A 25,796-nucleotide genomic window follows, 5' to 3' on the forward strand; every position below is an offset into this window, starting at 1 on the left:
GAGCGGAACGGCGCCGTTCATCCGAAAAAACTGCGGGCAGCCTCGTCGCCCGGTCAACCCTGTATGAAGGAGTCATCCCATGACGCAGAAAATAGTGATTGCCGGTTCCGGTTTTGCCGGTTTTTGGGCCGCCGTGTCCGCCATGCGCGCCATTACCCTTGCCGGTAAGCATGACGACATCGAGGTGCTGATGGTTTCGCCGACGCCAACGGTCACCATCCGGCCACGCCTGTATGAAGCGGTGCTGGAAAACATGAACCCCGACATTTCCGCGCAGCTCACCGCCGTCGGTGCGCGGCACCTGGCCGGGACGGTGGAACGTATCGATGCCGCCGCCAAAACGCTCAGGGTGGCGCCGGCGGTGGGGGAACCCCTTGAGTTGGCCTACGATCGTTTGGTGTGGGCCACCGGCAGTCGGCTTTCCGTGCCTGCGGTGCCGGGCTTTGCCGAATACGGTTTCAACGTCGATACGCTGGAAAGCGCACAGCGCTTGGGCGCTCATATCAAAGCGCTGGCGGCCAAACCGTCAACGCCGGCGCGCAACACTGCCGTGGTGGTGGGAGCGGGGCTGACCGGGCTGGAGAGCGCCGCGGAGATGCCGCAGCGGCTGCGCGATGCGCTGGGGCAAAACGAGAATGTGCGCGTGGTGATCGTCGATAGCGCCCCGGAAGTGGGCGCAGGAATGGGCGCGGAGCCGGGGGCGGTGATTCGCCAGGCGCTGGCGGAGTGCGGCGTGGAAGCGCGAGCCGGCCTGCGCGTTTCGGCTATCGATGCCGAGGGGGTGATGCTGTCGAACGGTGAGCGCATCGCCGCCAACACGGTGATCCTGGCGGCAGGCGTGCGTGCGCATCCGCTGACCGAGCAAATCCCCGGCGAACGTGACGCTAATGGCCGAGTGATCGGCGATGCCTTCCTGCGCGCGCCGGCGGCGGCGGGCATTTTCGTGACCGGCGATACGGTGAAAGCGGCGACCGACGATCTCGGTAACCACAATCTGATGACCTGCCAGCATGCGATGAGCCTCGGCCGCGTTGCCGGTCACAATGCGGCGGCGGAGTTAGTCGGGTTGCCGACGCACCCGTATAGCCAGCCGAAGTATGTGACCTGTCTGGATCTGGGCCCCTGGGGCGCGCTGTATACCGAAGGCTGGCAGCGCCAGGTGCGCTTTACCCGTCAGGAAGGCAAAAAGATTAAACAGGAGATTAACACGCAGTGGATTTACCCACCGGCGGCGGACCGCGAGGCGTTGTTCGCCGTCGCCAATCCGGATTTCGTGATTGTGCCTTAAAAAGATAAAAACGGGAGCGGCAACGCTCCCGTCGTCATTTCCCCAGCGGCAGGAAAGAGCGTTCCGGCACCACGGTTTTCATCACCAGCGTGGAGCTCAGGCGCTGCACGCCCGGCAGGGCGGAGAGCTTCTCGTCGTAAAGCTGCTGGAAGGCGGGCAGATCGCGGGCGATAACGTGCAGCAGATAGTCGGGATCGCCAAACAAACGCTGCGCTTGCACCACCTGCGGAATGTCCACCATGGCGTTTTCGAAGGTTTCGACGGCGCGGCGATCGCCTTCGCGCATGGTGACGAACACCAGAGCGGAGAAGTTGTAGCCCAGGCTGCCGGGATCGAGCTGGGCGCGGTAGCCCCTGATCACCCCGGATTCTTCTAATGCGCGCACCCGGCGGTGGCAGGGGGATACGCTCAATCCGATCCGCTCGGCCAGCTCGGTCACCGACAAACGCCCGTCGGTTTGCAGTTCCGCAAGAATTTTGCGATCAATCTTGTCCATTTGGAAAAATTTCCCCGCTTATGCTGATTTCAGGCAAGTAATTGAAAGCACATTTTAACGCCTTGAGGATATTCTTGCCATCTGTTGAACGGTTTTGACGGCCGCCGCCAGGCGGGGGCCGTGCTTATTCTACGAGGAAAACGCGATGGTTCTCTGTTCGGTGCGGCGCTGTGCGTTTGAGAGGGCGCCGGCATGACGCTCGCTCTGTTCGCCGCTTTTTGGGCGGTGTCGATTCTGTTGGTGATCACGCCGGGTATGGATTGGGCTTATGTGATCTCGGCGGGCATTCGCGGCCGGGTGGTGGTGCCCGCCGTCGCCGGTTTGTTGTTCGGCCACCTGCTGATGATTGCGATCGTGGTGGCGGGCGTTGGCGCGTTGCTGGTCGGCAATCCGCTGGCGCTGACGGCGCTCACCTTGCTGGGGGCGGCTTACCTGCTGTGGATCGGTTTCAATATGCTGCTGCATCCGCCGGTGCCGGGCGCCGGTGAGGATCAGCGTTCCGATTCCTGGCTGCGCTGGGCCGGCAAGGGCGTGTGCGTCAGCGGCCTGAACCCCAAGGTGTTTCTGCTGTTTCTGGCGCTGTTGCCGCAGTTTACCGACGCCCGGGCCGAGTGGTCGGTGCCGATGCAGATGCTGGCGTTGGGCGCCGTGCATTTGATCAGCTGCGGCCTGGTGTATCTGCTGGTGGGATTCGGTTCACAGTCCGTGCTGCGCACGCGCCCGCAGGCAGCGAAGGGGGTGGGGCGCATCTCCGGTGCGGCGATGATCGTCATCGCGCTCGGGCTGCTGGCCGAGCAGGCGCTGAAATAGCATTACCGTCGGTAGATGTCCGGCCGGGCGATCTGCCAGACAAAGTCGGGGTGGTTGATGGCCGAATAGCCCACTTTCTCATAGAGCCAGGGGGCGGTGCTGGTGACCAGCATGATTCGCCTCAGCTTCGCCATCAGCGGATGAGCCTGGCAGCATTCCGCCAGCCACAGACCCAGCCCGCTTTTTTGATGCGTCTCCAGCACGTACACGTCGCACAGATAGCCGAAAGTGGCGTAATCGGTGACCAGCCGGGCGAAACCAATCTGCCTGGCCTCGTGATATAAACCGAAGCATAGGCTGTGGGTGAGGGACTGGCGGACGGTTTCTTTATCGATTCCCTCCGCCCATGAGGAACGGGTCAGAAAAGCATGGATGGCATCGAGATCCAGCAGGGCGGGATCGGTGCTGACGAGATAGTCCGCACGCTGCCAGACAAGTGGGGAAGGTATGGTCATGCTATTCCTTTTCTTTTCGTTAACGCATCGCTACTGGCGGTGGACCAATCCGCTGATCAAATCCAGCGCGTCGTCCGCCGCCGCGACTTCACTTTCGCTGAGCGCCTGCCGCTCGATGAAGCTCTCGATAGCTTCCAGCAGAGAGAAGACGCTGATTTCATCCCCTATTTTCACGACTTCGCACACGCCGCGCCCAATTGCCTGGCAGATTGCCTCATCAAATTCAAATGGCTTGTTGTTCATCTCTCCCCCGACGGCATTTGGGATTATGACGACCATGTTACCGGTTTTTACACGGCGGCGGTCTGACGAAAATCCCATTTCTTTTCGTTGCTGCAGAATGGCTCACGATCGCGTGCGTTGGCGAAATTCTGATTTCCTTACGGCGGTCAGATTTCCCTTGAGACCGCCTGAGCGGCGCGGTATTGTCGCCAAATGACGACAATACCGCCTCATTGTCCGCATAAAAAATTTATGACGTTATCATCCCTTCATCCCGCTGCCGTGCGGGATTTTTTTATGAGGTTTTTCTCAAAGTGCGGAGAACCTCGACGCGATCGCTTGCCATGCTCTGGGAATAATCCTAGCTTGAAATAGTCATTTAGGGTTAGCAATCCCTCATGACCTCCTTGTAATACTTGATGCACCAGAACGTTTTCTCCCCCCGCTTAGGCGGGGGTTTTTAATGGTGTGCATCGGCAGAGGCCTTCAACGTAAAGAACCGACAGAGTTCGTGGCGATAATCGGTTTACGCATCAAGGGACAGGACAATGAAAAATGATCTGGCGGCGGCGATCGCCATCGGCTGTGTGTTGTTGTTCGCATTGGCGGTCGGTTCGCCGCTCTCCATCAGTGCCTCGCTGTAATCTTCTGCGGCCCCGCCCGGGGCCGTTCACCGACTCTGACGCGGCGTCTGCGGATTTTTGCGCCGATCGCCCACCGGCGCGATAAATTCAGCCAAATCGCTGTTGATGTATGGCGAACTTTGAGTACTCTGAGTGCTTTGCACACCCCCACGTGCGCCGTTCTATCTATGCTTTAATCAGGCCCATCACAGGAATCGCCATGCCCGCCCGTCAAATCCCGAGGAGCCCGCTCTGATGCTGGAGATGCTATTACAGTGGTACCGCCGCCGTTTCACCGATCCACAGGCTATCGCGTTGCTGGTGATCCTGGTCGCCGGCTTCCTCATTCTCTATTTTCTGCACGGCATTCTGACCCCGCTGCTGGTCGCCATCGTGCTGGCGTATCTGCTGGAGTGGCCGACCGCGCGCCTGCAGCGCATCGGCTGTTCGCGCACCTGGGCGGCGAGCATCATGCTGCTGGTGTTCGCGGGCGTCGCCATGCTGCTGGTGTTCGTCGTCGCGCCGACCGCCTGGCAGCAGGGCATCAATCTGATGAGCGATCTGCCGGGCATGCTCAACCAGTTCTATAACTTTGCCGCGACGCTGCCGAAGCGTTATCCGGCGCTGGTGGATGCCGGCATCATCGACATGATGGCGGAAAATCTGCGCAGCCGGCTGTCCGGCATGGGCGAGTCGGTGGTGAAATTCTCGCTGGCGTCGCTGGTCGGCCTGTTGACGCTGGCTATCTACCTGATCCTGGTGCCGATGATGATGTTCTTCCTGTTGAAAGACAAAGAGCAGCTGCTGAACGCGGTGCGCCGCGTGTTGCCGCGCAATCGCGGTCTGGCGGGGCAGGTCTGGAACGAGATGAATCAGCAGATCACCAACTATATTCGCGGCAAGGTGCTGGAGATGGTGATTGTCGGCGTGGCGACCTACCTGGTGTTCGCCGTGCTGGACATGCGCTACTCGCTGCTGCTGGCGGTGCTAGTGGGTTTTTCGGTGCTGATCCCCTATATCGGCGCGGTGCTGGTCACCATACCGGTGGTGGTGGTAGCGCTGTTCCAGTGGGGCGTCGGCGCCGATTTCTGGACGCTGATCGTCGCCTATCTGGTGGTGCAGGGGCTGGACGGCAACCTGCTGGTGCCGATCCTGTTCTCCGAGGCGGTCAACCTGCATCCGCTGGTGATTATCCTGTCGGTGATCGTGTTCGGCGGAATGTGGGGCTTCTGGGGCGTGTTTTTCGCCATACCGCTGGCGACGCTGGTGAAGGCGGTGATTCACGCCTGGCCGGATGAACTGCGGGTCGAGGTGGAAGACAAGGCCGGCTGACGGAGGGAAACGAAGCGCAGCAGGCCGCTGCGCTTCGTGAGAATTACTGCTGCAGGTAGTTCAGAACGATGTCGTGGTGATTGGTGGTTTTGAAATCATCAAACACTTTTTCAATCTTGCCTTTGGCGTCGATCAGGAAGCTGATGCGGTGAATGCCGTCATAGGTCTTGCCCATGAAGGTTTTCTCGCCCCACACGCCAAACTGTTGCGATACCTGATGGTCTTCATCAGACAACAGCGTGAAGTTGAGCAGCTCCTTTTCGGCGAAGCGCGACAGTTTTTCCGGTTTGTCGGTGCTGATGCCCAGCACTTCGACGCCGGCCTTTTTCAATTCGTCCATGTTGTCCCGCAGGCCGCAGGCTTGCACGGTGCAGCCCGGCGTCATCGCCTTCGGATAGAAATAAACCAATACTCGCTGTCCCTGGAAGTCGGCCAAATTAATTTCCTCACCGTCCTGGTCAGGCAAACTAAATTTCGGCGCTGTGTCACCGGCTTTCAATGGGCTCATCACTACTCTCCATCTTTCTCATCATGCTGTGGATAGTTCACCACGCTAATACTGCCTTGCGCGTTCAATTCTGTACATAGGCGATGGAAGGCTTGCTCAATATTTGAGGCGTCCCGATCGCCGGAACTGTGGGCGGTGATTTGAATATACAGCTGCGGCGGCAGGTCGCCGTCCGCCGGCTGCGTGCGTGAGACCAGCTCGGCGATATTCATCTGGCTGGAGTCGAACAGATCGGTAAAACGTTCGATGATGTGCGGCGAGTCCTTCACCTCGACCTGAACCCACACGGTGGCCGGCATCGGCGGCCTTTCATGCGAGTTTGTGCGCTTCATCACGATCAGCAGCTCCAGCTCCGCGCCTTTTTGCGGCAGGGTGGATTCGATCAGGGTGATGGCGTTCCAGCTGCCGGACAGCAGCATGATGAACGTGAACTCCTCTCCCAGCATGGCCAGACGGCTATCTTCGATATTGCATCCGCAACTGCTGACGTGGCGGGTGATGGTATTGACGATTCCGGGGCGGTCGGCGCCGAGCGCGGTAATCACGAGATAGTGTTCGTCTGACTGAGGCAAAATGGCGCTTCCTGTCGTGCTTAATGGGGTTACCATGGTAAACATAAAAAAAACCGCCTGCCAAGCGCTTACAACGCGGTTGTGCGCTTGCTTTTGGATAGGCAGCAAAAGTACCATGAGTGACTTGTTTGTGGAGGGGACGGCCAATGTTTACGGGAAGTATTGTTGCACTGGTTACGCCGATGGACGACAAAGGTGCTGTCGATCGCGCGAGCCTGAAAAAATTGATCGATTATCATGTAGCCAGTGGCACCGCGGCGATCGTTTCCGTAGGGACCACCGGCGAGTCCGCAACGCTTGCCCATGACGAGCACGTTGACGTGGTGCTGCAGACGCTGGAGCTGGCCGACGGCCGCATTCCGGTGATCGCCGGCACCGGCGCCAACGCTACCGCCGAAGCCATCGCGCTCACCACCCGCTTCGCCAACACTGGTGTGGTAGGTTGTTTGACGGTGACGCCGTACTACAATAAGCCGACGCAGGAAGGGCTGTATCAGCACTTCAAGGCGATCGCCGAGAGCACCGAGCTGCCGCAGATCCTGTATAACGTGCCTTCGCGCACCGGCTGCGACATGCTGCCGCCGACCATCGCTCGGCTGGCGAAAATCAAGAATATTGTTGCTGTAAAAGAAGCGACGGGGAACTTAAGTCGCGTTAGTCAGATCCAAGTGCTGGTTGACGATGAAGACTTCATTTTGCTGAGCGGCGACGACGCCAGCGGGCTGGACTTCATGCAACTGGGCGGCAAAGGGGTGATTTCCGTGACGGCCAACGTGGCTGCGCGCGAGATGGCGGAACTTTGTGCGCTGGCGGCGCAGGGCAAATTCGCCGAAGCGCGCCGCTTAAATCAGCGCTTGATGCCGTTGCATCAGGATCTATTTGTAGAAGCAAACCCAATTCCGGTGAAGTGGGCCTGTAAGGCGTTGGGATTGATGGCAACCGATACGCTGCGTCTGCCGATGACGCCGTTGAGCGAAACCGCCCGCCCGGTGGTGGAGCGCGCGCTGAAAAGCGTCGGTTTGCTGTAACTCTAAGGGAAATTTGATGGCTTATTCATTGCAAAAGTCGACGGTAGCAAAAGTAGTGGGCATCTCTTTGGTGATGATGCTGGCGGCCTGCAGCAGCGATCAGCGCTACAAGCGCCAGGTCAGCGGCGACGAGGCTTACCTCGACGCGGCTCCGCTCAAGGCGCTGAACGCGCCGTCCGGCATGATCCTGCCGGTGCAGAGCGGCAACTATGACGTGCCCGCCACGACGCTGCAAGGCAACGTCGGCAAGCAACTGGACATTCGTCCGCCGGTGCAGCCGTTGGCGCTGCTGAGCGGTTCTCGCGCGCAATACGCCGGCGACAGCGGCACGCTGCTGCTGGAAAACAGCCCGCAGAACCAAAACCTGTGGTCGCGCGTCGTCAGCCTGCTGCAGGCGAAGAACATCGCGATCGCTTCCCGCCAGGACGCCGGTCAGACCCTGACCACCGACTGGGTGAAGTGGAACCGTCTGGACGAAGACAACCAGTACGAAGGCCGTTATCAGATCAGCGTGCAGCAACAAGGCTACCAGCAGGCGCTGGTGGTGAAAAGCGTTGGCCTGCAGCAGCAGGGCAAGACCGAACAGGTCACCGATCAATCTGAGATCCAGCGTTACAACGGCATGATGATCAACACCCTGATCGAAGGTCTGGACAAGCAGGACAACCTGGCGAGCAGCCAGACCGCCAGCCGCTTCGGCGCGCTGGACGTGCAGAGCGGCGCCGATGATACCGGCCTGCCGATGTTGGTCGTGCGCGGCCCGTACACCGTGGTGTGGGATCGCCTGCCGCCGGCGCTCGAAAAACTGGGGATGAAAGTGGGTGACCGCAGCCGTCCGCAGGGCACCGTCGCCGTGACCTACAAGTCCCTGAGCAGCAGCGATTGGGATGCGTTGGGCGTCAAGGATCCTGAGCTGGCGGAAGGGGATTACAAGCTGCAGGTCGGCGATCTCAACAACCGAACCAGCCTGCAATTCATCGATCCGAAAGGCAAACCGCTCACCCAGTCGAAAAACGACGCACTGGTGGCGGCATTCCAGTCTGCCTTCAGTAAAACCAGCGTTAAATAACCAAAAAGGGGCTTCGGCCCCTTTTTGTTTTGTCTATACGGTATCGTTTGCGTCGCAGGTTTGGCACAATAGTGCCCGGCACGCTAAAGAATTCATTAGGTCAATTCTATACCCCCTAATTCCGGGCCGCGCTCGGGAGACAACGGGGATACATCACTGGAGTAAGTAAGATGCAAAAGCTAGCTGAGCTGTATCGCGGAAAGGCAAAAACCGTTTACACCACCGAGAATCCCGATCTGTTGGTGTTGGAGTTCCGCAACGATACGTCAGCACTGGATGGTCAGCGCATTGAGCAGTTCGATCGCAAAGGCATGGTGAACAACAAGTTCAACCATTTCATCATGAGCAAACTGGAAGAAGCCGGCATCCCGACCCAGATGGAGCGTCTGCTGTCCGACAACGAAGTGCTGGTGAAGAAGCTGGACATGGTGCCGGTGGAATGCGTGATCCGCAACCGCGCCGCCGGTTCGCTGGTGAAGCGTCTGGGCATCGAAGAAGGTCTGGTGCTGAACCCGCCGCTGTTCGATCTGTTCCTGAAAAACGACGCCATGCACGATCCGATGGTCAACGAATCCTACTGCGAAACCTTCGGCTGGGTGAGCAAAGAGCATCTGGCGCGCATGCGTGAGCTGAGCTACCGCGCCAACGAAGTATTGACCAAGCTGTTCGACGACGCCGGCCTGATCCTGGTCGATTTCAAGCTGGAATTCGGCCTGTTCAACGGCGAAGTGGTGCTGGGCGATGAATTCTCGCCGGACGGCAGCCGTCTGTGGGACAAAAACACCCTGGACAAGATGGACAAAGACCGCTTCCGTCAAAGCCTGGGCGGGCTGATCGAAGCCTATGAAGAAGTGGCGCGCCGCATCGGCGTGAAGCTCGACTAAGCGTTGGCACCGCCATTCGGGGCGATCCGGCCGGATCGTCCCGCTGTTCTGCATTTTTCCAGAAAATTTCTACATTTCCTCCGCGGCAGACCATTTATAATGATGGATGCGAGATGACTAAAACCTACCCCACTCAGGCTTGAAGCTGCCTTTGCGCTTACCAACGCGCGGCATCTTCAACGAGCAGGGGAAATATCTGGAGTGTATTTATGCGTTGGCAAGGGCGTCGGGAAAGTGACAATGTTGAGGATCGTCGCGGGCAGTCTTCAGGTTTGGGCGGCGGCGGCGGCGGTTTCCGCGTGCCGGTGCGCGGCAAGGGTGGCATCGTCATTCTGGTGGTGGTGCTGGTGGCCGGCTATTACGGCATCGATCTGTCGCCGCTGTTGAACGGCGGTAATGTCGCTCCTCAGGGTCAACAACAGAGCGCCAGCATCAGTCCGAAAGACGATGAGCTGGCCAAATTCACTTCGGTGGTGCTGGCCTCGACCGAAGATAACTGGAAAGAGATTTTCCAGCGCATGGGCAAAACCTACCAACCGCCGAAGCTGGTGATGTATCGCGGCGTGACGCGCACCAGCTGCGGCACCGGTCAGGCGGCGATGGGGCCGTTCTACTGCCCGGGCGACAGAACGGTCTATATCGATCTGTCTTTCTATCAGGACATGAAGACCAAGCTGGGCGCCGGCGGTGATTTCGCTCAGGCCTATGTGGTGGCGCACGAAGTCGGCCACCATGTGCAGAACCTGCTGGGCATCGAGCCGAAGGTCCGCCAGATGCAGCAGGGCGCCAGCCAGGCGGAAGTGAACCGCCTGTCGGTGAAAATGGAGCTGCAGGCGGACTGCTTTGCCGGCGTATGGGGCAAATACGCCGAGAAGCAGCAGATGCTGGAAGAGGGCGACCTGCAGGCGGCGCTGAATGCCGCACAGGCGATTGGCGACGATCGGTTGCAGCAACAGAGCCAGGGCCGCGTCGTGCCGGACAGCTTTACCCACGGCACTTCGCAGCAGCGCTACACCTGGTTTAAACAGGGCTTCGACAGCGGCGATCCCAATACCTGCAACACCTTCGCATCCCGTTAACACCTCAAGTGCCGGAGCCTGACTCCGGCATTTTTTTCGAATTGAGATACAGCCTTATGCTACAGGCAGCGCAACAACTCATGCGGCGGCAGGGCATCCGGCGCCTGCTGGTGCTCAGCGGCGAACCCGAGTGGTGCCGCGAACAGGCGCAGCGGCTGGCGGCGACGTTGCCCGGCGACTGGCCTTGGGTCGGGGAGAATCCGCCGCCCGGTCAGGCGGCGTTGGCGAGCGGCGCGGTGCGTCAATTGCTGGGGCAGGAGCGGCTGCACGCAGTGTTTGATGCCGGTCATTCGCTGGACGTAGAGGCGTTGGCGGCGCTGTGCGGCGCCCTGCGCGCCGGCAGCTGGTTGCTGTTGTTGACGCCGCCCTGGCGGCAATGGGCTCAGCTGCCGGACGGCGACAGCCTGCGCTGGAGCGATTGCCCGCAGCCGATCACCACCCCGCATTTCATCCGCCATCTGCAACAGCATCTGACCGACGACAGCGAAGTGACGATCTGGCGGCAGGATGAGCCCCTAACGCTGGCCGCGCTGCCGGCGCGTGAAGGGTGGCAGCCGCCGGATGGCCGGCCGACCGAGGAACAACAGGCGATCTTGACGGCGCTGCTGCAGGCCGAGTCCGGCGTGTGGGTGCTGACCGCCGCTCGCGGCCGCGGCAAATCGACGCTGGCGGGCATGCTGGTGGCGCAGTCGCCGCTGATCTGCTGGATCACCGGGCCGAGCCGCGCCGCCACGGCGGTGGCCGGAGAATGGGCGCAGGGGCGCGCGCAGTTTTGGGCGCCCGATGCCTTGTTGGCACAGTGCCGGGAAGGCGACGTCAGCGCCGTGGGGTGGCTGCTGGTGGATGAGGCGGCGGCGATCCCCGCGCCGCTGTTGCAGCAGTTGATCGGCTATTTCCCGCGCGTGTTGCTGACCACCACGGTGCAGGGCTATGAAGGCACCGGCCGCGGTTTTCTGCTGAAGTTTTGCGCCGGGCTGCCGGCCTATCAGGCGCTGAGCCTGCAGCAGCCGATGCGTTGGGCGCAGGGGGATGCGCTGGAACGGATAACGGACAATGCGCTGTTGTTCAACGAGCTGCCCGCCTGGCCGGCGGATGGCCAGGCGATCGATTACAGCCAGGCTGAACAACGCGAGCTGTGCGCCGATCCGCAGCGGCTGGCGCGTTTCTACGCCCTGCTGAGCAGCGCGCATTACCGCACCTCACCGCTGGATTTACGCCGGCTGATGGATGCGCCCGGCATGCATTACGGGCTGGCGCAGGCCGGTTTGGAGGTGGTCGGCGCCGTGTGGCTGGTGGAAGAGGGCGGATTGAGCGCCGAGTTGGCGCACGACGTGTGGGCCGGCCGCCGTCGGCCGCGCGGCAATCTGGTGGCGCAGTCGCTGGCGGCGCATGGTGGCCAATGGTGGGCGCCGACGCTGCGGTCTCGGCGCATTACCCGCATCGCGACGCTGCCGGCATTGCGGCGGCGGGGTATCGCGCGCCAATTGATCGAGCGGCAACGCCGCCAGGCGCAGGGGCTGGACTTCCTGTCGGTCAGCTTCGGCTATACCGAGCCGCTGTGGCGCTTTTGGCAATCCTGCGGTTTCGAGCTGGTGCGCATCGGCAGCAAGCCGGAGGCCAGCAGCGGCTGCTATACCGCGATGGCGATCTTGCCCCTGAGCGAGCAAGGAGAGGCGCTGCGGCACGCGGCACACAAGCATCTGGCACGCGACTGGCCCTGGCTGCGGCAGCGTATCGAGCTTACGCTGGCGATCCCGGGCGACGACGGCGATACGTCGCTCGGCGAAGAGGACTGGCGCGAGCTGGCCGGGTTCGCTTTTGCCCATCGGCCGCTGGAGGCCAGCCTGGGGGCGTTGCAGCGGTTACTGTTGGCCAGCAGTCTGCCGCTGCCCGCACTGCGCGGCCATCTGCAGCGGCGGCACTCTCCCGCGGAGTGCGCAGAGCGGGCGGGCGTCAGCGGTCAGAAAGCCTTGCTGCGCCATTGGCGGCATGAAACGGCGCAGGCGCTGGAACAGCTGAATGCGCAGCACTGCCGCTACTGGCGCGACTGGGCGCAGTCATTGCAATAAATTGAAGAACTTGCTCAATAAAACCCGATTTTCCCGATTTCTCAGCGGCGTATAGTGGCTGTCAGCGGTGCGGCGACGACAGTCGCTGCGTCAGGTTTGGTTACTATTAAGGAGTCATCGATGAAACATGAGCATTTCGTTGTCCAAAGCCCGGCGACCCCGGCGGCGCAGCTGATCTTGCTGTTTCACGGTGTCGGCGACAACCCGGTGGCGATGGGGGAGATCGGCAGTTACTTCGCCAAAGAGTTTCCCCAGGCGCAGGTGGTAAGCATCGGTGGCCCCGCAGCGTTTGGCAACGGCGTCGGCCGCCAGTGGTTTTCGGTGCAGGACGTGACCGAAGAGAACCGCGTGGCCCGCATCGCAGACGTGATGCCGCAGTTTGTGGCCGTGGTGCGCCATTGGCAGCAGCTGAGCGGCGTTGGCTATGCCGGCACTGCCCTGGTGGGGTTCTCGCAGGGAGCGATCATGGCGCTGGAGGCGTTGAAGGCGGAAACCCGCCTCGCCGGGCGAGTGGTCGCGTTCAGCGGGCGTTTCGCCCAGTTGCCTGAGCAGGCGTTCGGCGACAGCGTGGTGCATTTGATCCACGGCGAAGAGGACGCGGTGATCGCGGTGCAGCACGCTCACGCGGCGGCGGAGGCGTTGCGGACCAACGGCGCCGATTTCACGCTGGACGTGGAACAGGACGTTGGGCATGCGATCAACCAGGGCATGATGAACGCCGCGCTGGAAAGGTTGCATTACTATGTGCCGCAGCGCTACTGGGACGAAGCCTTGTCCGGCAAGCGCGGCGAGCTGATCGCCTTCCGCTAAAAATTCAGGGCGCCGATGAGCGCCCTGATATCACTTCTTCTTCGGCCAGTCGTCTTCGTCATCCCACTGGGCGTTGTTGTCGCGGTGCGGCGGAATCTCCGGCTTGTTGGCCAGATAGCTTTTGACGTCAACGCGGCGCAGTTCCTTGATGCCGCTGACGACCATCCCCACCAGAACCAGCAGGATAATCCACCAGTAATCAGCTAACCATTGCATAGCTACTCCTTTCCTTTACTGCGTATAAAACGCGAAAAAATCGATGGCAGATGGCGTTCGAGCCATTCGGCACCGGCGACCTCCTTGTCTTGCCAGGCCGCCAGCAACAGCGCCGGCGTCAGCAAGTGTTCGGCCTCTTGCGCCAGCGGCCGGTAGCTCAGATGCCACGGCTCCACCGCTACGCCGCCGCAGTCTTCGGTGAAGGGGCGGTAGAAACCGAATTCGGCCATATGCGCCGTCAGCCACTGGTTAAGGGGCGCAAAGTAGCCGCCTTCCTCATATTCCCACGGTTCCAGCTGCAGCTTTTGCCCTTCCGGCAACAGCGACGGATCGTACACGTCCAGATCGCTGCCCCAGTGGTGGCGGCTGGCGCCCGGCAGAGCCGACCAGCGCAGGATCGCCTCACAGCGCTCGGCGGCGGACAGCGGCGCGACGTCGATCGGTTGACTGTCCTTATCTAATACTGGCCGCTGGCCGCAGAATTTGCCATTCCAGATGGCCAACTGCCGGTCAAAATCGCGGAAGGTGCTGGCGGGCTGGAGATCGAATCCCGCCGCACGCGCCGCCTGCTGCATCGCCAGAAACGCGTTGACGGCTTCCGGCTGCAGCCGATGGTTGCCGCTCAGCGGCGCCAGGTGCTCGGTCGAGCGGCCGGTGAGCATTTCTGCGTTGATCATGCGATCAATTGCTCCATGATGCGTTGATACATGCGGCTCAGCAGCTGCAGATCCGCGGCGTTGACGCATTCGTTGACCTTGTGGATGGTGGCATTGACCGGCCCCAGCTCCACCACCTGCGCGCCCATCTGCGCGATGAAGCGGCCGTCGGAGGTGCCGCCGGTGGTCAACAGCTGCGGCGTCAATTCAGAATAGTGCTCGACGGCGTTGACCACCGCATCCACCAGCGCGCCGCGCGAGGTGAGGAACGGCTGGCCGGACAGACGCCACTCGATGCTGTAATTCAACTGATGGCGTTCCAGCAGCTCTTCCACGCGCTGCTTGATCATCGCGTCGGTCAGTTCGGTGCTGAAACGGAAGTTGAACTGCACGTAGAAATCGCCTGGGATCACGTTATTGCTGCCGGTGCCGGCCTGCACGTTGGCGATCTGCATGCTGGTCGGCGGGAAGAACTCGTTGCCGCGATCCCATTCGATCGCCACCAGTTCATTCAGCGCCGGCATGGCGCGGTGCACCGGATTGTCCGCCAGATGCGGATAGGCGACGTGCCCTTGTACGCCGTGGATATGCAGGTTGGCGGTGATCGAGCCGCGACGGCCATTTTTCACCACGTCGCCGACGCGCTCGGTGCTGGATGGCTCGCCGACCAGGCAGTAATCCAGCCGTTCGTTGCGCGCCATCAGCGCTTCAACCACTTTAACCGTGCCGTGAGTGGCGCTGGCCTCTTCATCCGAAGTGATCAGAAAAGCAAGGCGGCCCCGGTGATTCGGGTTGGCGGCGACAAAGCGTTCCGCCGCCACCACCATCGCGGCCAATGACCCTTTCATGTCCGCCGCGCCGCGGCCGTACAGCATGCCGTCGCGGATCGCCGGTTCAAACGGCGGGTTGTCCCAGCGCTTTTCATCGCCGGTCGGCACCACGTCGGTGTGCCCGGCAAACGCCAGGGTTTGCCCTTCGCCGCGCCAGGCCCAGAAGTTTTGGGTGTCTTCGAAGTCCATTGCTTCGACGGTGAAACCGATCGCCTGCAGGCGATCGATCATCAGCTGCTGGCAGCCTTCATCATTTGGGCTGAGGGAAGGGCGTTTGATCAGCTGCTGAGCCAGTTCGATAACCGGGCAAGTCATACGGCGACCTCGGCGATAAATTGCTGGTAAGCGTCGGCGTTGAAACCGAGCAGGGCGCGCCCGTTGCCGGCGTCCAGCAACGGGCGTTTGATGATCGCCGGCTGCGCCAGCATCAGCGCGATGGCGGCGTCGGCGTTATCGCAGGCGTTGCGCTGCGCTTCATCCAGCTTGCGCCAGGTGGTGCCGCGGGTATTGAGCAGCGGCTCCCACCCCAGTTGCGCGACGAAACCGCGCAGCCGTTGTTCGTCCAGGCCGTCGGCGCGATAGTCGTGAAAATGATAGGCCACGCCCTGATCTTCCAGCCAGCGGCGGGCTTTTTTGATGGTGTCGCAGTTTTTGATGCCGTACATCGTCAGCGTTGTCTGTTGCGGTTTGTTTGCCATGGCGTAAAGCTACCTGTCTCGTCGAGTCGATACTGAGCGGCGTGGGCGATCTTTGGCCCGCTAGCCGCCCGGCGATAGCAGAGATAATGCCAGTAAAGCGGCGGCGAGATCCAGACAACGATGCGTGCGAGGTGCGATTGCGCGCCAGGGATAAGAGGTCGGCAACGTGGTTGAACGGCTGCCTTCGCCGACCGTGCTGGTGAAAAGGCGCCGGCGAAAGCGTTCTGCCGCCAATGCAGAGCTGGCGGAGAGAGAGCTACTCTTTATTGATCCTTATGTTTAAACGATCGGTCAAACACCGTACGCGGGTAATATGCAAGAGCGGTTTTATCCGGCTGGCGCCGAGTTTTTTCATTATTCGCGACTTGTAATGATTGGCGGTTTTATTTCTGATATTCATGGCATTGCTGATGTCGGCCAGCGATTTTCCCGTCGACCATTCCGAGAGAAAATGCGATTCGCGCTGAGAGAGTTGCGGCGGCTCGGTATAGTGGCTGTAGCGCTTATATAAGTCGCCGATCAGGTGGCTGAAGCGGCTCAATGATATAAGGTTTGATAATATAATGGTCTTGCTGTCGACAATCACCATGTCATGCAGGCAGTCGGTGATAATGACTATTTTGTAGGTATTGGGGTTGGCATATTCATCGCGGTAGCGCGCTTCAAAATTGGCGATGGTGACATCGATAAAGCAGACCCTTTTGCGGCTAAAGCCGGCCGGCGCGCGTTTCTCCGCCCAGGTTTGATTGATGAGCTGCCGGATGCCGATAGCGGTATAGGCACACTCGCTGAAAATATCAATTTTCATTTTATTATAATCCCTTAATTTCTATTTCCCGGTGAGGATTGATATCTTAAAACATAAAAAAAGAAACAATCTAAATAATTTCATGTTGAACTTATTGGGCGCCGCAGGGAAAGAACGCTATCCTGCGGTGGACAATCAGGAAAGCCTCATATACTAGCATGATTTATAAAGAGTAAATTTGGTTTTTAATCGAGCTGCCCAGTGAAGAAAGAGGGATAGAATAGAAACCCTCTATTAATACTCCGGTTATTAAAAGGAATTAACATAGAAAGTGGCTATCAAAATAAAATATTCGATCGTTAATATCGATCGTTTTTGTGAGGGAGGGAATGTTAATGAATTAATAATTAAGATATTTCTTGCTTCTTAGCGAGGGGTGTCGCTTATTTTTAACGCAGTTCAAAGAGTGTGCTGGGACAATCTCATGGCGCGCGCCAAATTAATGGCAAAGATAAATCTTAATCAAAAAAATGCGATGTTTTAAGCTGCGTGCGTTGTGCAAGTGGGGAGGATTTATACGGGGGAACGGCATGAAAGAATGCCGGATCGAAATTTCCGATAAGATCACGTCGGAAATAGCGTCTTGTCTTGTGGACGGATTGGATCGCGTTAACGATGAATATATCGGCTACGGCAATCGTCGGCCGTGGTGAAAGATCCTGACAGCGGCAGCAATTCTGCGGGGCATCTGCCGCCCTATTTTTATCAGCCGAACGTTGTAATGCGCGATTAACGCACGTAGCCCCCCAGTTGCAAACGCCGCAGAGCATCCCCCTCTGCGAACACCATGCCGGTGGTCAAATCGTGAAAACCGTACTTTTCATAGAAAGCCAGTTTTTCCGGCACCGAATAGATGAAAACCTTGCCGAGCGGCGCCAGATCTTGCATTACCCGGTCCATCAACCGGCGCCCCAATCCCTGGCCCTGAAAGCGCGGATCGATCGCCACGTCGGCCAGGTAAGCGACCGAAGTCAAATCGCTGATGGCATGCGCGGTGGCGATCAGCTCATCGCCGATAAACCCCCAATAGCAAAACTGGCTGTGTTGGTAAACGCGTTGCAGCGTATGCGGATCGCGTTCGCCCAGCCCGGCGGCCTGCAGCAATTCACACAGCCGCCGCCAGTCGATGGCGCGGCGGTTCATATCGGTGATGATTTCCATCGTTTTCCTCTAATCAATATGATTGAGATCGGCGGCATAGTGCCGAATGGCGCGCTGATAGCCGCGGATGTCGGGGTCTGACGAGGTTTCCGCCAGCAACAACAACAGATCTGCCACGGCCCGTTTACCTTCACCCAGGTTGTACAGCGTCATGGCGCGAAACAGCATCAGCTCGTTGGCCTGCGGGAACTCAGCCAGGCCATCGTCGAAAGCGCGCAGCGAAGCCGGGTATTTCCCGAGGGCGCGGTAAGTGCTGCCGAGGCCCAGCCAGGCTTCACGGCGCTGGGCGGGCGGCAAATCGCGATCCAACGCCGCGAGGTAGCAGGGAATCGCCTGTCGCTCCAAACCCTGAACGTCGTACAGGCAGGCCAGCTGAAAATGCAGCATCGCCGCTTCCGGCTCTGCCGCCAGTTGCCGCAACGCCAGCGCAGTGGCTTCCTGATAATGACCTTGCGCTTTCAACTGTGAGACAGACAAAGAGGTGGACATGATCGGCGCTCCATTGGCGTATTGTTATACCTTTTACACGCTATCGTGGAGAAATTGATATCACAAGGGAATAGCCGCACTGAACATTGATCAGATAAATACGAAAATGTGCGCTAACCCCGGTTTCCGGGCCCGGCATCGTTCCCGTTTCCCTTCACATGGTCAAAAAACAGGCGTAGAATCCGCTTCGTCAAATAATTGAGGTTGTAAAGTATTATGGTTGATCGTGAATTAGGAAACTGGAAAGACTTCATTGATGAGATGTTGGGCAACTGACACAGCGATGAAGCCGATGGCAAGGTTGAGTCATTGGAAAATCACTGAAACACCGTGGGAACGAAATATTCGTTCGAAAAAGCAGCATCGGTCATCCGACGCTGCTTTTTTTATGCGCCGCCGATCACTCTTCGGCGGGCGGTGTGGCGGCAGGATGCGCTTTACCGGGGAAGCGGCGGCGAACCAGCACGAAGAACAGCGGCACGAAGAAGATCGCCAGCAGGGTGGCGGAGATCATGCCGCCCATCACCCCGGTGCCGACCGCATGCTGGCTGCCGGAACCGGCGCCGCTGCTGGTGGCCATCGGCAGCACGCCGAAGATGAACGCCAGCGAGGTCATCAGGATCGGCCGCAGGCGCATGCGCGACGCGTCGAGCGTCGCCGACATCAGATCCTGCCCCTTCTGGTTCAGCTCATTGGCGAACTCGACGATCAGAATGGCGTTTTTCGCCGACAGCCCAATGATGGTCAGCAGGCCGACCTGGAAATAAACGTCGTTCTCCAGGCCGCGCAGCCAGGTGGCGGCGACCGCGCCGATCACCCCCAGCGGCACCACCAGCATCACCGAGAACGGAATTGACCAGCTCTCGTACAACGCCGCCAGACACAGGAACACCACCAGCAGCGAGATGGCGTACAGCGCCGGCGCCTGCGAGCCGGACAGCCGTTCCTGATAGGACATCGCCGTCCATTCCAGACCGAAGCCGGTCGGCAGCTGGCTGACCAGTTTCTCCATTTCCGCCATGGCGGTGCCGGTGCTGACGCCGTTGGCCGCTTCGCCGACGATCTCCAGCGCCGAGCTGCCGTTATAGCGTTCCAGCCGTGGCGAACCATACTCCCAGTGCGAGCTGGCGAAGGCCGAGAACGGCACCATGCCGCCCGTGCTGTTGCGCACATACCATTTGTTGATGTCATCCGGCAGCATACGGAACGGCGCCGCAGCCTGCACGTAGACTTTTTTCACCCGGCCGCGATCGACGAAGTCATTGACGTAGGTCGAGCCCCAGGCGGTAGAGAGCGTGCTGTTGATGTCGTCGATCGACACGCCCAGCGCCTGAGCCTTGCGTTGATCGATATCGATTTGCAACTGCGGGCTGTCGTCCAGGCCGTTGTGGCGCACGCGCGACAGCAGCGGATTTTGCCCGGCGAGCTGCAGCAATTGATCGCGCGCCGCCATCAGCTTGGCGTGGCCGAGGCCAGCGTGGTCTTCCAACTCCATATCGAAGCCGGAGGAGTTGCCGAGGCCGGTGATCGCCGGCGGACTGCTGGCGATCACCCGGGCTTCGTTAATCTTGCTGAATGCCTGAGTCGCGCGATCGATGATGTCGAATGAGCTGTTGGCGCCCGAGGCGCGCAGGTCCCAGTCTTTCAGCCGGACAAACAGGCGCGCCACGTTTTGGCCGTTGCCCCCCGGCCCGGAGCCGATGATGGCGAACACCGACAACACGTCCTGTTTCTCTTCGGTGAGGAAGTACTGCTCGACCTTCTCCACCACTTTGGACGTTTGCTGCAGGGTCGATCCCGCCGGCAGCTGCACCTGTACGGTGAAGATGCCGCGGTCTTCCTGCGGCAGGAACGAGGTCGGCAGCTTGATGAACAGCAGCGCCATGCCGCCGAGCAGCAGCAGATAAATCACCATATAGCGGCCGCTGGCGTGCAGGATGCGCCCCACGCCGCGCTCATAGCGATCGGCATTGCGGTTGAACATGCGGTTGAACCAGCCGAAGAAGCCGCGCTTGCCGTGATGATGCCCCTTGGCGATCGGTTTAAGCAGCGTCGCGCACAGGGCCGGGGTCAGGATCATCGCCACCAGCACCGACAGCACCATGGCGGAGACGATGGTGATGGAGAACTGGCGATAGATGGCCCCGGTGGTGCCGCCGAAGAACGCCATCGGCACGAACACCGCCGACAGCACAAGAGCGATGCCGACCAGCGCGCTCTGGATCTGCCCCATGGATTTGCGCGTGGCCTCTCGCGGCGGCAAGCCTTCCTCGCTCATCACGCGCTCGACGTTCTCCACTACCACGATAGCGTCGTCCACCAGCAGGCCGATCGCCAGCACCATGGCGAACATGGTGAGGGTGTTGATGCTGAAGCCGCAGGCGGAGAGGATGGCGAAAGTGCCCATCAGCACCACCGGCACGGCGATGGTGGGGATCAGGGTAGCGCGGAAGTTCTGCAGGAACAGGTACATGACCAGGAACACCAGCAGGATGGCCTCCAGCAGCGTTTTCACCACGTCCTTGATCGAGGCTTTGACGAACGGGGTGGTTTCATAGGCCACTTTGGCTTCCAGTCCGTGCGGGAAGTATTGCGACAGCTCGGCGATTTTGTCCTTCACCAACTGGTCGGTCTGCAGTTCGTTGGCGCCGGAAGCCAGCTTGATGTTCATGCCGGCGGCCTGCATGCCGTTGTAGCGGCTGAGGTAGTTGTAGTTCTCGCCGCCCAACTCAACGGTGGCGACGTTGCCCAGCGTCACCAGCGAACCGTCCTGATTGACCCGCAGGGTGATCTGGCGGAACTGCTCCGGCGTCTGGAGCTGTGACTGGGCGTTGATGGTGGCGTTCAGCGCCTGTTTATCGACCGACGGCGTGCCGCCCAACTGGCCGACCGCCACCTGGGCGTTCTGTGACTGAATGGCTTTGACCACGTCCTGGGTCGTGAGCTGATAGCTGTTGAGCTTGTTGGGATCGAGCCAGATGCGCATGGCGTACTGCGAGCCGTAGACGTCCATGCTGCCGACGCCGTTGATGCGGCTGAGCGGATCCTGCAGGTTGGAGACGATGTAATCGGCGATGTCCTGCTTGTCCATGCTGTTGTCGGTGGAGACGAACGCCACCATCATCAGCGTGGTATCGCCGGATTTCGAGACCGTGACCCCCTGATTCTGCACCGCCTGCGGCAGACGTTTGATCGCCGCCTGCAGCTGGTTTTGCACCTGCTGCATCGCTTCGTTGGGGTCGGTGCCGGCTTCGAACGTCAGCGTGACGGTCGCCTGGCCGGTATTGGTGCTCTGCGACGACATATACATCATGTTGTCGAGGCCGGTCATATTCTGTTCAATGATCTGCGTGACGGTGTTTTCCAGCGTTTGCGCCGAAGCGCCTGGATAAGTTGCGCTGATGCGCACGTTCGGCGGCGCCAAATTCGGGTATTGTTCTACCGGTAAAGAAAAAATCGCCAACGCTCCGGTCAGGCAAAGAATTATTGCCAGCACCCAGGCGAAAATCGGGCGATCAATAAAAAAATTGGCCATGCAGCGCGAACCTCGTTATGACTTGTTCTATCTTTAAAACGCATCAGAATTATGCATTTCAGCGGCAGGGAGGGATCCCGGCGCTATTGCACTGTACTCGGGAAAGCCGAGGAAAGCGTGGAGAAAAAAAGGAGATAGTGTAAATAACGGTAGCGTAAAACGGCGTTGGCGCTTGTTTGCCGACAACGAGACGCGATTAAGACATTTTTATGACTGTCGAAGGCCTTGCGCACCTTTTTGCGCGCACGGAACCGGAAATAAACAGGACTCACCTTACAGCAGGAGCTTGGCATGGGAATTAACCCGGTATTTGCCCGTCGGCTTTATTTGTGCTGGCTGATCAGCCACAGTGAGCGGCCCAATGTGCCGCGGTTGATGGCGCTGACCGGTTGGCCGCGCCGCACGTTGCAGGATGTGCTGAAGGCGCTGCCCGGCATGGGCGTCGAGCTGCAGTTCGTGCAGCAGGGCGTACGCAACAACGACGGTTTCTATCAGCTGGAAAGCTGGGGGCCGTTCAACAAGAGCTGGGTGCACCAGCACCATCAGGCGCTGCTCAGCGCCATCGAGTAAGCTGCCCCGGCGCAGCGGCCGGGGCTGACGTTCATTGGCTTTTATGCTCCAGGTACATCACCGTCGCCGCCACGCGAGAACGCACGTCCAATTTGCGCAGTATGTTGCGGATGTGCACCTTCACGGTTTCTTCAGAGATATGCAGCTGCGCCGCTACCTGTTTGTTGGACAGGCCGCGCGCCACCTCTTGCAAGACATCCAGCTCACGTTCAGTCAAGGCGGCAAAGGGATCGCGCTGCTCGCTGCGCGCCAGCAAATAGTCGGCCATGGCGTCGCTGATCACGTTCTGCCCCTCGGCGGCGGCGCCGATGTGCTCCAGCAGCAGTTCCGGCTCGCTGTCTTTCAGCAGGTAGCCGTCGGCGCCGGCGTCGATCAGCGCATACAGATCGCTGCGCGCGTCGGAGACCGTCAGCACGATGATGCGCGCGTCCACGCCTTCATCGCGCAGGGCCCGCAGCGTGTCCAGCCCGGACATGCCCTTCATGTTCAGATCCAACAAGATCACGTCCGGGGCGTGCTGCAGCGCCAGCGCAACCGCCTCGCTGCCGTTGCCGGCCTCCGCCACCACGCTAAATCGCGCATCCAGTCCCAGCAGTTGTTTGATGCCGCGCCGCATCAACGGATGATCGTCAACGATCATGACTCGGTATTGCTTCATCACCATGAAATATGCTCCCTGTAGCAAGTAAAGCCACTCAAACGCGCCCTGCGGCGTGCTTCACAGTGGGACTGTCTCTTCAAAAATAGCGGCAATCAGCGCCGTAAACCTCCCCGGACGGCCTTCCGTCCGGCGGCAACCGTAACGCAGAATGAACAGCCGCAAGGTCAGGGCGAGAATGTCAGGCAAACCGCCGTGCCGCCGCCGCTTCTGCGCTGAATGTACAGCGTTCCTCCCAATCGCGCCGCGCGTTCGCTCATGATGGTTAAACCATAATGCCCTTCCGGTTCCTCCAGACTGGCGATGCCGCAACCGTCGTCGGTAATGTTGAAAACGTTGTCGCCTGCGGCGTTGACCTCGCAACACACCGTAATCTCGTCTGCCCCGGCGTGCTTGACGGCATTGAGCACCGCCTCGCGCACGATCTGCAGCGCGTGCACCTGCTGCTGGGCGTTGAGCGCTTGCGAAGACAGCCGACAGTGTAACTGAATCCGCGCGGGGGTTAGCGCTTTTAATGGCTGCAACAGCTGCTCCAGCGCGGCGTTCAGATCCGCCTCCTGAATGTTGAGACGGAAGGTGGCCAGCAGCTCTCTCAACTGGCGATAGGCATCGGCCAGCGTGCGATCGAAATCGTCGATAATGGTCTGCGCCGCCGGATCGGCGGCGCTGCGCCGCAGCAGCGTCAGCTGGATGCGCAGGAACGACAGCGTCTGCGCCAGCGAATCGTGCAGCTCGCGGGCGATGGTCGCACGTTCTTCCATCAACAGCAGATATTGGTGCTGCTTTTGCGCCCGGTTGAAGTAAACGCCGCGGCCCAACATATTGGCCAGGCTCTGCATCAGGTGAGGATGCGGCGGGTGCGCCTCGGGCTGCCAGCGCAACTCGCCCAGCGGCTTGTCGCCCTGGGTGATCGGCAGCGCGTTCCAGGCCTGCGTCGGCGCCGCTTCCCCTTCGCTCAGCCGCCACTGGCCCTGGCCGTCCGCTACGTTCAGCTGGATGCAGCGCAGCCGTTCGCTTTGGCGCACGATGCGCAGCACATTTTCGAACGCCTGCTGATCGAGCTGGCGCACGCTCAGCGCCTGCGAGCAGCGATACAGCACCTCAAGCGTTTCATTGGCCTGCTGCAGACGTTGGGTTTTTTCCTGTACCTTCAGCTCCAGCGACTGATAGAGCCGGGCCAGTTCGTCCGACATGGCGCTGAAGGTTTGCGACAGCACGCCGAGCTCGTTCGGCAACGTCACGTCCAACTGTGGGTGGTGAAAATCCCCTTGTTGCACGCGCTGGCTGGCGTCGACCAGATGTTGCAGCGGGGTGACCACCTGGCGGCGCATAAAACGAATGCAAAACAGCACCAGACCGATGATGGCGGCGTAACCCAGCACGCTGACGGCGGCCACCAGGGTCAGTTTCAGTTCGGAATAGCGCTGCAGGGCGGACACGAAATGGTCAACGCGATTGACATGGCCGGCGACCTCCGCCCGATAGGCGATCGCCTGCCCGTTGCGGATCTGCCGCTCCATCGTTTGCCACGCCTGTTGCAGCGCCAGGTAATGGTTGCGCACCTCGGCCGGTACGTAGAAGCGCGCCAGTTTTTGCAGCGCCGGCGCCTGCAATGACTGCCGGTATTGCTGCAGGTGCAGCTCCAGTTCTGGGCTCTGTTGGTCGAGATCGAAGGCCAACCGGTAGCTTTGCATGCGCAGCGAACCGGCGATATTGATCGCTTCGGCATCGCTCTGGCTGCCGGCGACGGTGGTCAACGCCAACCCGGTGGCGAGCACCGACAGTATCACGATGCCGAACAGCGCTTTGGCCAGGCTGCCGGTCACGGAACGTTTAACAAGCAATCAAGGATCCTTCTATCAGGTAGGGCGCGTCGCCAGTTTCATTCGAAAGCAAAACTATAACTTTTGCAACTAAAATGCACCGCGATTTGTATCAAGTTGTCAACAAAACGGGAACAATTGTGGTTGTGTAATCAAATGAATAGCGAAACGCCCGTCGATTTTCAGCGGCGGGCCGGTTTCCTCTGACGATTTGTCTTTGGGGGGCGAATCGCACTGGGTTTTATGCAATCTCATGCGCCTGAGCGCGACTTATTTTTCATTATTTTAAGCAATGTTAAGTCCCAGCTTGTCCGGCGGGGCGCGGTGTGATTTTTGTTGCAAATCGTCTGCCGCGGCGCGGCCTAATCGCGGTATGATCTTCACGTTGTCACGCAAGGGAAAAGGGTTATGTCGTCGAAAATTGAGAATGTGAAGAAAGAGCTGCTGTCGGACAACTGGTATGTGCTGCACAAGTACACGTTCGATCTAAAACGCAAAAACGGCGGTTCGGTGCAACAGGTGCGCGAGGTCTACGATCGCGGCAACGGCGCCACCATTTTGCTGTATAACCGCGCCAAGGGCACGGTGGTGCTGACCAACCAGTTCCGCATGCCGACCTATGTCAACGGCAACGAGAGCGGCATGCTGCTCGAGGCCTGCGCCGGCTTGCTGGACGCCGACTCTCCGGAGCAGTGCGCGCGCCGCGAAGCGGTGGAGGAGACCGGTTTTCAGGTCAGCGAGGTGAAGAAAATCTTCGAAGCGTACATGTCGCCGGGTGGCGTGACCGAAATCGTGCACTTCTTTATCGCCGAATACCATGACGATGAGCGGCGCGCGGCCGGCGGCGGCATTGAAGATGAAGATATTGAGGTGATCGAACTGCCGTTTCGCGACGCGGTGGCGATGATCGCCGATGGCCGGATTAAAGACGGCAAAACCATCATGTTGCTGCAGTATTTGCAGATTCATCGGGTGATGGAATAAAAAAAGCCGGTCATGATGACCGGCTTTTTTATCGGCTTGCGCCCGGCGGCTTACTTCAGCAGCGCCTGCGCCTTGGCCACCACGTTGTCCACGGTGAAGCCGAACTCGGCGAACAGCTGCTCC

Annotated in this window: 27 protein-coding genes and 1 pseudogene; 12 read left to right on the forward strand and 16 right to left on the reverse strand. The window is 59.8% G+C overall.

Annotation, left to right across the window (positions count from 1 at the left end):
* Nucleotides 1-79: 79 nt before the first annotated feature.
* Nucleotides 80-1,288 carry an NAD(P)/FAD-dependent oxidoreductase gene (locus tag ACSBQV_RS18935; protein WP_042785178.1) on the forward strand — a complete coding sequence of 403 codons (1,209 nt, stop codon included), beginning with the start codon at nt 80-82 and terminating at the stop codon, nt 1,286-1,288.
* A gap of 34 nt (nt 1,289-1,322) precedes the next feature.
* On the opposite strand, the gene ACSBQV_RS18940 is transcribed toward ACSBQV_RS18935, so the two are convergent.
* The gene (locus ACSBQV_RS18940) at nt 1,323-1,784 is read right to left on the reverse strand and encodes an Lrp/AsnC family transcriptional regulator (RefSeq protein WP_021504394.1); all 462 of its coding nucleotides are present in this window, start codon (nt 1,782-1,784) and stop codon (nt 1,323-1,325) included.
* A 192-nt stretch (nt 1,785-1,976) separates the two neighbouring features.
* On the opposite strand from ACSBQV_RS18940, the gene ACSBQV_RS18945 reads away from it, so the two are divergent.
* Nucleotides 1,977-2,594 (forward strand): LysE family translocator, encoded by a 618-nt coding sequence (locus ACSBQV_RS18945; protein WP_033651530.1) that lies wholly within the window; start codon nt 1,977-1,979, stop codon nt 2,592-2,594.
* 2 nt (nt 2,595-2,596) lie between these two features.
* Here ACSBQV_RS18945 and ACSBQV_RS18950 read toward each other — a convergent pair whose 3' ends face one another.
* Nucleotides 2,597-3,049 carry a GNAT family N-acetyltransferase gene (locus tag ACSBQV_RS18950; RefSeq protein ID WP_033651529.1) on the reverse strand — a complete coding sequence of 151 codons (453 nt, stop codon included), beginning with the start codon at nt 3,047-3,049 and terminating at the stop codon, nt 2,597-2,599.
* A 30-nt stretch (nt 3,050-3,079) separates the two neighbouring features.
* Nucleotides 3,080-3,292, reverse strand: a complete 213-nt coding sequence (locus tag ACSBQV_RS18955) for a hypothetical protein (RefSeq protein ID WP_033651528.1) — start codon at nt 3,290-3,292, stop codon at nt 3,080-3,082.
* 857 nt (nt 3,293-4,149) lie between these two features.
* On the opposite strand from ACSBQV_RS18955, the gene ACSBQV_RS18960 reads away from it, so the two are divergent.
* Nucleotides 4,150-5,226 carry an AI-2E family transporter gene (locus ACSBQV_RS18960; RefSeq protein WP_033644006.1) on the forward strand — a complete coding sequence of 359 codons (1,077 nt, stop codon included), beginning with the start codon at nt 4,150-4,152 and terminating at the stop codon, nt 5,224-5,226.
* 43 nt (nt 5,227-5,269) lie between these two features.
* Here the strand turns inward: ACSBQV_RS18960 and bcp are convergent, their stop codons facing one another.
* Together bcp and ACSBQV_RS18970 are read right to left on the reverse strand one after the other, a co-directional pair.
* Nucleotides 5,270-5,734, reverse strand: coding sequence for a thioredoxin-dependent thiol peroxidase (gene bcp / locus ACSBQV_RS18965; RefSeq protein WP_033635500.1), 465 nt, complete (start codon nt 5,732-5,734; stop codon nt 5,270-5,272).
* Between the two features lie 2 nt (nt 5,735-5,736).
* Nucleotides 5,737-6,342: a glycine cleavage system transcriptional repressor gene (locus ACSBQV_RS18970; RefSeq protein WP_369795937.1), complete on the reverse strand. Its 606-nt coding sequence runs from the start codon at nt 6,340-6,342 to the stop codon at nt 5,737-5,739.
* A gap of 110 nt (nt 6,343-6,452) precedes the next feature.
* Here ACSBQV_RS18970 and dapA point away from each other — a divergent pair, with 110 nt between their 5' ends.
* From dapA to ypfH, 6 genes are all read left to right on the forward strand, one after another.
* Entirely contained in the window at nt 6,453-7,334 is an 882-nt protein-coding gene (dapA, locus tag ACSBQV_RS18975) for a 4-hydroxy-tetrahydrodipicolinate synthase (protein ID WP_033644005.1), read from the forward strand.
* Between the two features lie 16 nt (nt 7,335-7,350).
* Nucleotides 7,351-8,403, forward strand: a complete 1,053-nt coding sequence (gene bamC, locus ACSBQV_RS18980) for an outer membrane protein assembly factor BamC (RefSeq protein WP_033644004.1) — start codon at nt 7,351-7,353, stop codon at nt 8,401-8,403.
* A 170-nt stretch (nt 8,404-8,573) separates the two neighbouring features.
* Entirely contained in the window at nt 8,574-9,287 is a 714-nt protein-coding gene (gene purC / locus ACSBQV_RS18985; protein WP_033644003.1) for a phosphoribosylaminoimidazolesuccinocarboxamide synthase, read from the forward strand.
* Between the two features lie 209 nt (nt 9,288-9,496).
* Nucleotides 9,497-10,366, forward strand: a complete 870-nt coding sequence (gene ypfJ / locus ACSBQV_RS18990) for a KPN_02809 family neutral zinc metallopeptidase (RefSeq protein ID WP_033644002.1) — start codon at nt 9,497-9,499, stop codon at nt 10,364-10,366.
* Nucleotides 10,367-10,422: 56 nt separating this feature from the next.
* A complete protein-coding gene (locus ACSBQV_RS18995) occupies nt 10,423-12,435 on the forward strand; it encodes a tRNA(Met) cytidine acetyltransferase TmcA (protein ID WP_099785458.1) in 2,013 nt (670 codons plus the stop codon).
* A gap of 120 nt (nt 12,436-12,555) precedes the next feature.
* The gene (gene ypfH / locus ACSBQV_RS19000) at nt 12,556-13,245 is read left to right on the forward strand and encodes an esterase (RefSeq protein ID WP_099785460.1); all 690 of its coding nucleotides are present in this window, start codon (nt 12,556-12,558) and stop codon (nt 13,243-13,245) included.
* A gap of 30 nt (nt 13,246-13,275) precedes the next feature.
* Here the strand turns inward: ypfH and ACSBQV_RS19005 are convergent, their stop codons facing one another.
* The 7 genes from ACSBQV_RS19005 to ACSBQV_RS19035 all read right to left on the reverse strand — a co-directional run bounded on the left by ACSBQV_RS19005 (nt 13,276) and on the right by ACSBQV_RS19035 (nt 18,103).
* Nucleotides 13,276-13,461: a YpfN family protein gene (locus ACSBQV_RS19005; RefSeq protein ID WP_004941720.1), complete on the reverse strand. Its 186-nt coding sequence runs from the start codon at nt 13,459-13,461 to the stop codon at nt 13,276-13,278.
* 2 nt (nt 13,462-13,463) lie between these two features.
* The gene (locus ACSBQV_RS19010; protein WP_033643999.1) at nt 13,464-14,138 is read right to left on the reverse strand and encodes a M15 family metallopeptidase; all 675 of its coding nucleotides are present in this window, start codon (nt 14,136-14,138) and stop codon (nt 13,464-13,466) included.
* Nucleotides 14,135-15,262: a succinyl-diaminopimelate desuccinylase gene (gene dapE / locus ACSBQV_RS19015; protein WP_033651525.1), complete on the reverse strand. Its 1,128-nt coding sequence runs from the start codon at nt 15,260-15,262 to the stop codon at nt 14,135-14,137. The genes ACSBQV_RS19010 and dapE overlap by 4 nt, the downstream gene beginning before the upstream one ends.
* Nucleotides 15,259-15,645: an ArsC family reductase gene (locus ACSBQV_RS19020; RefSeq protein WP_033651524.1), complete on the reverse strand. Its 387-nt coding sequence runs from the start codon at nt 15,643-15,645 to the stop codon at nt 15,259-15,261. The genes dapE and ACSBQV_RS19020 overlap by 4 nt, the downstream gene beginning before the upstream one ends.
* 256 nt (nt 15,646-15,901) lie before the next feature.
* Complete coding sequence (locus ACSBQV_RS19025; protein ID WP_033643996.1) at nt 15,902-16,453, reverse strand: LuxR C-terminal-related transcriptional regulator; 552 nt, start codon at nt 16,451-16,453, stop codon at nt 15,902-15,904.
* 729 nt (nt 16,454-17,182) lie between these two features.
* Nucleotides 17,183-17,614 carry a GNAT family N-acetyltransferase gene (locus ACSBQV_RS19030; RefSeq protein WP_042785169.1) on the reverse strand — a complete coding sequence of 144 codons (432 nt, stop codon included), beginning with the start codon at nt 17,612-17,614 and terminating at the stop codon, nt 17,183-17,185.
* A gap of 9 nt (nt 17,615-17,623) precedes the next feature.
* Complete coding sequence (locus tag ACSBQV_RS19035) at nt 17,624-18,103, reverse strand: tetratricopeptide repeat protein (RefSeq protein ID WP_033643994.1); 480 nt, start codon at nt 18,101-18,103, stop codon at nt 17,624-17,626.
* Nucleotides 18,104-18,319: 216 nt separating this feature from the next.
* Here ACSBQV_RS19035 and ypfM point away from each other — a divergent pair, with 216 nt between their 5' ends.
* Nucleotides 18,320-18,379, forward strand: coding sequence for a protein YpfM (gene ypfM, locus ACSBQV_RS19040; protein WP_100396732.1), 60 nt, complete (start codon nt 18,320-18,322; stop codon nt 18,377-18,379).
* Nucleotides 18,380-18,503: 124 nt separating this feature from the next.
* Here ypfM and acrD read toward each other — a convergent pair whose 3' ends face one another.
* Nucleotides 18,504-21,638 carry a multidrug efflux RND transporter permease AcrD gene (gene acrD / locus ACSBQV_RS19045; protein ID WP_033643993.1) on the reverse strand — a complete coding sequence of 1,045 codons (3,135 nt, stop codon included), beginning with the start codon at nt 21,636-21,638 and terminating at the stop codon, nt 18,504-18,506.
* Nucleotides 21,639-21,929: 291 nt separating this feature from the next.
* Between acrD and ACSBQV_RS19050 the strand changes: the two genes are divergently transcribed.
* Nucleotides 21,930-22,208, forward strand: a complete 279-nt coding sequence (locus ACSBQV_RS19050) for a winged helix-turn-helix domain-containing protein (protein WP_004941750.1) — start codon at nt 21,930-21,932, stop codon at nt 22,206-22,208.
* A gap of 31 nt (nt 22,209-22,239) precedes the next feature.
* On the opposite strand, the gene ACSBQV_RS19055 is transcribed toward ACSBQV_RS19050, so the two are convergent.
* On the reverse strand, nt 22,240-22,872 hold the full coding sequence (locus ACSBQV_RS19055) for a response regulator (RefSeq protein ID WP_033643992.1): 633 nt from the start codon (nt 22,870-22,872) through the stop codon (nt 22,240-22,242).
* Nucleotides 22,873-23,033: 161 nt separating this feature from the next.
* A complete protein-coding gene (gene narQ / locus ACSBQV_RS19060) occupies nt 23,034-24,710 on the reverse strand; it encodes a nitrate/nitrite two-component system sensor histidine kinase NarQ (protein WP_099784823.1) in 1,677 nt (558 codons plus the stop codon).
* Nucleotides 24,711-25,097: 387 nt separating this feature from the next.
* Between narQ and nudK the strand changes: the two genes are divergently transcribed.
* Entirely contained in the window at nt 25,098-25,673 is a 576-nt protein-coding gene (nudK, locus tag ACSBQV_RS19065; protein ID WP_033643990.1) for a GDP-mannose pyrophosphatase NudK, read from the forward strand.
* Between the two features lie 50 nt (nt 25,674-25,723).
* On the opposite strand, the pseudogene ACSBQV_RS19070 reads toward nudK, so the two are convergent.
* Nucleotides 25,724-25,796: pseudogene (locus ACSBQV_RS19070) on the reverse strand (transketolase-like TK C-terminal-containing protein); the annotation flags it as partial.

Source organism: Serratia sp. B501 (genome assembly GCF_051172315.1).
In the GTDB taxonomy this organism is placed as follows: Bacteria; Pseudomonadota; Gammaproteobacteria; order Enterobacterales; family Enterobacteriaceae; genus Serratia; species Serratia ureilytica.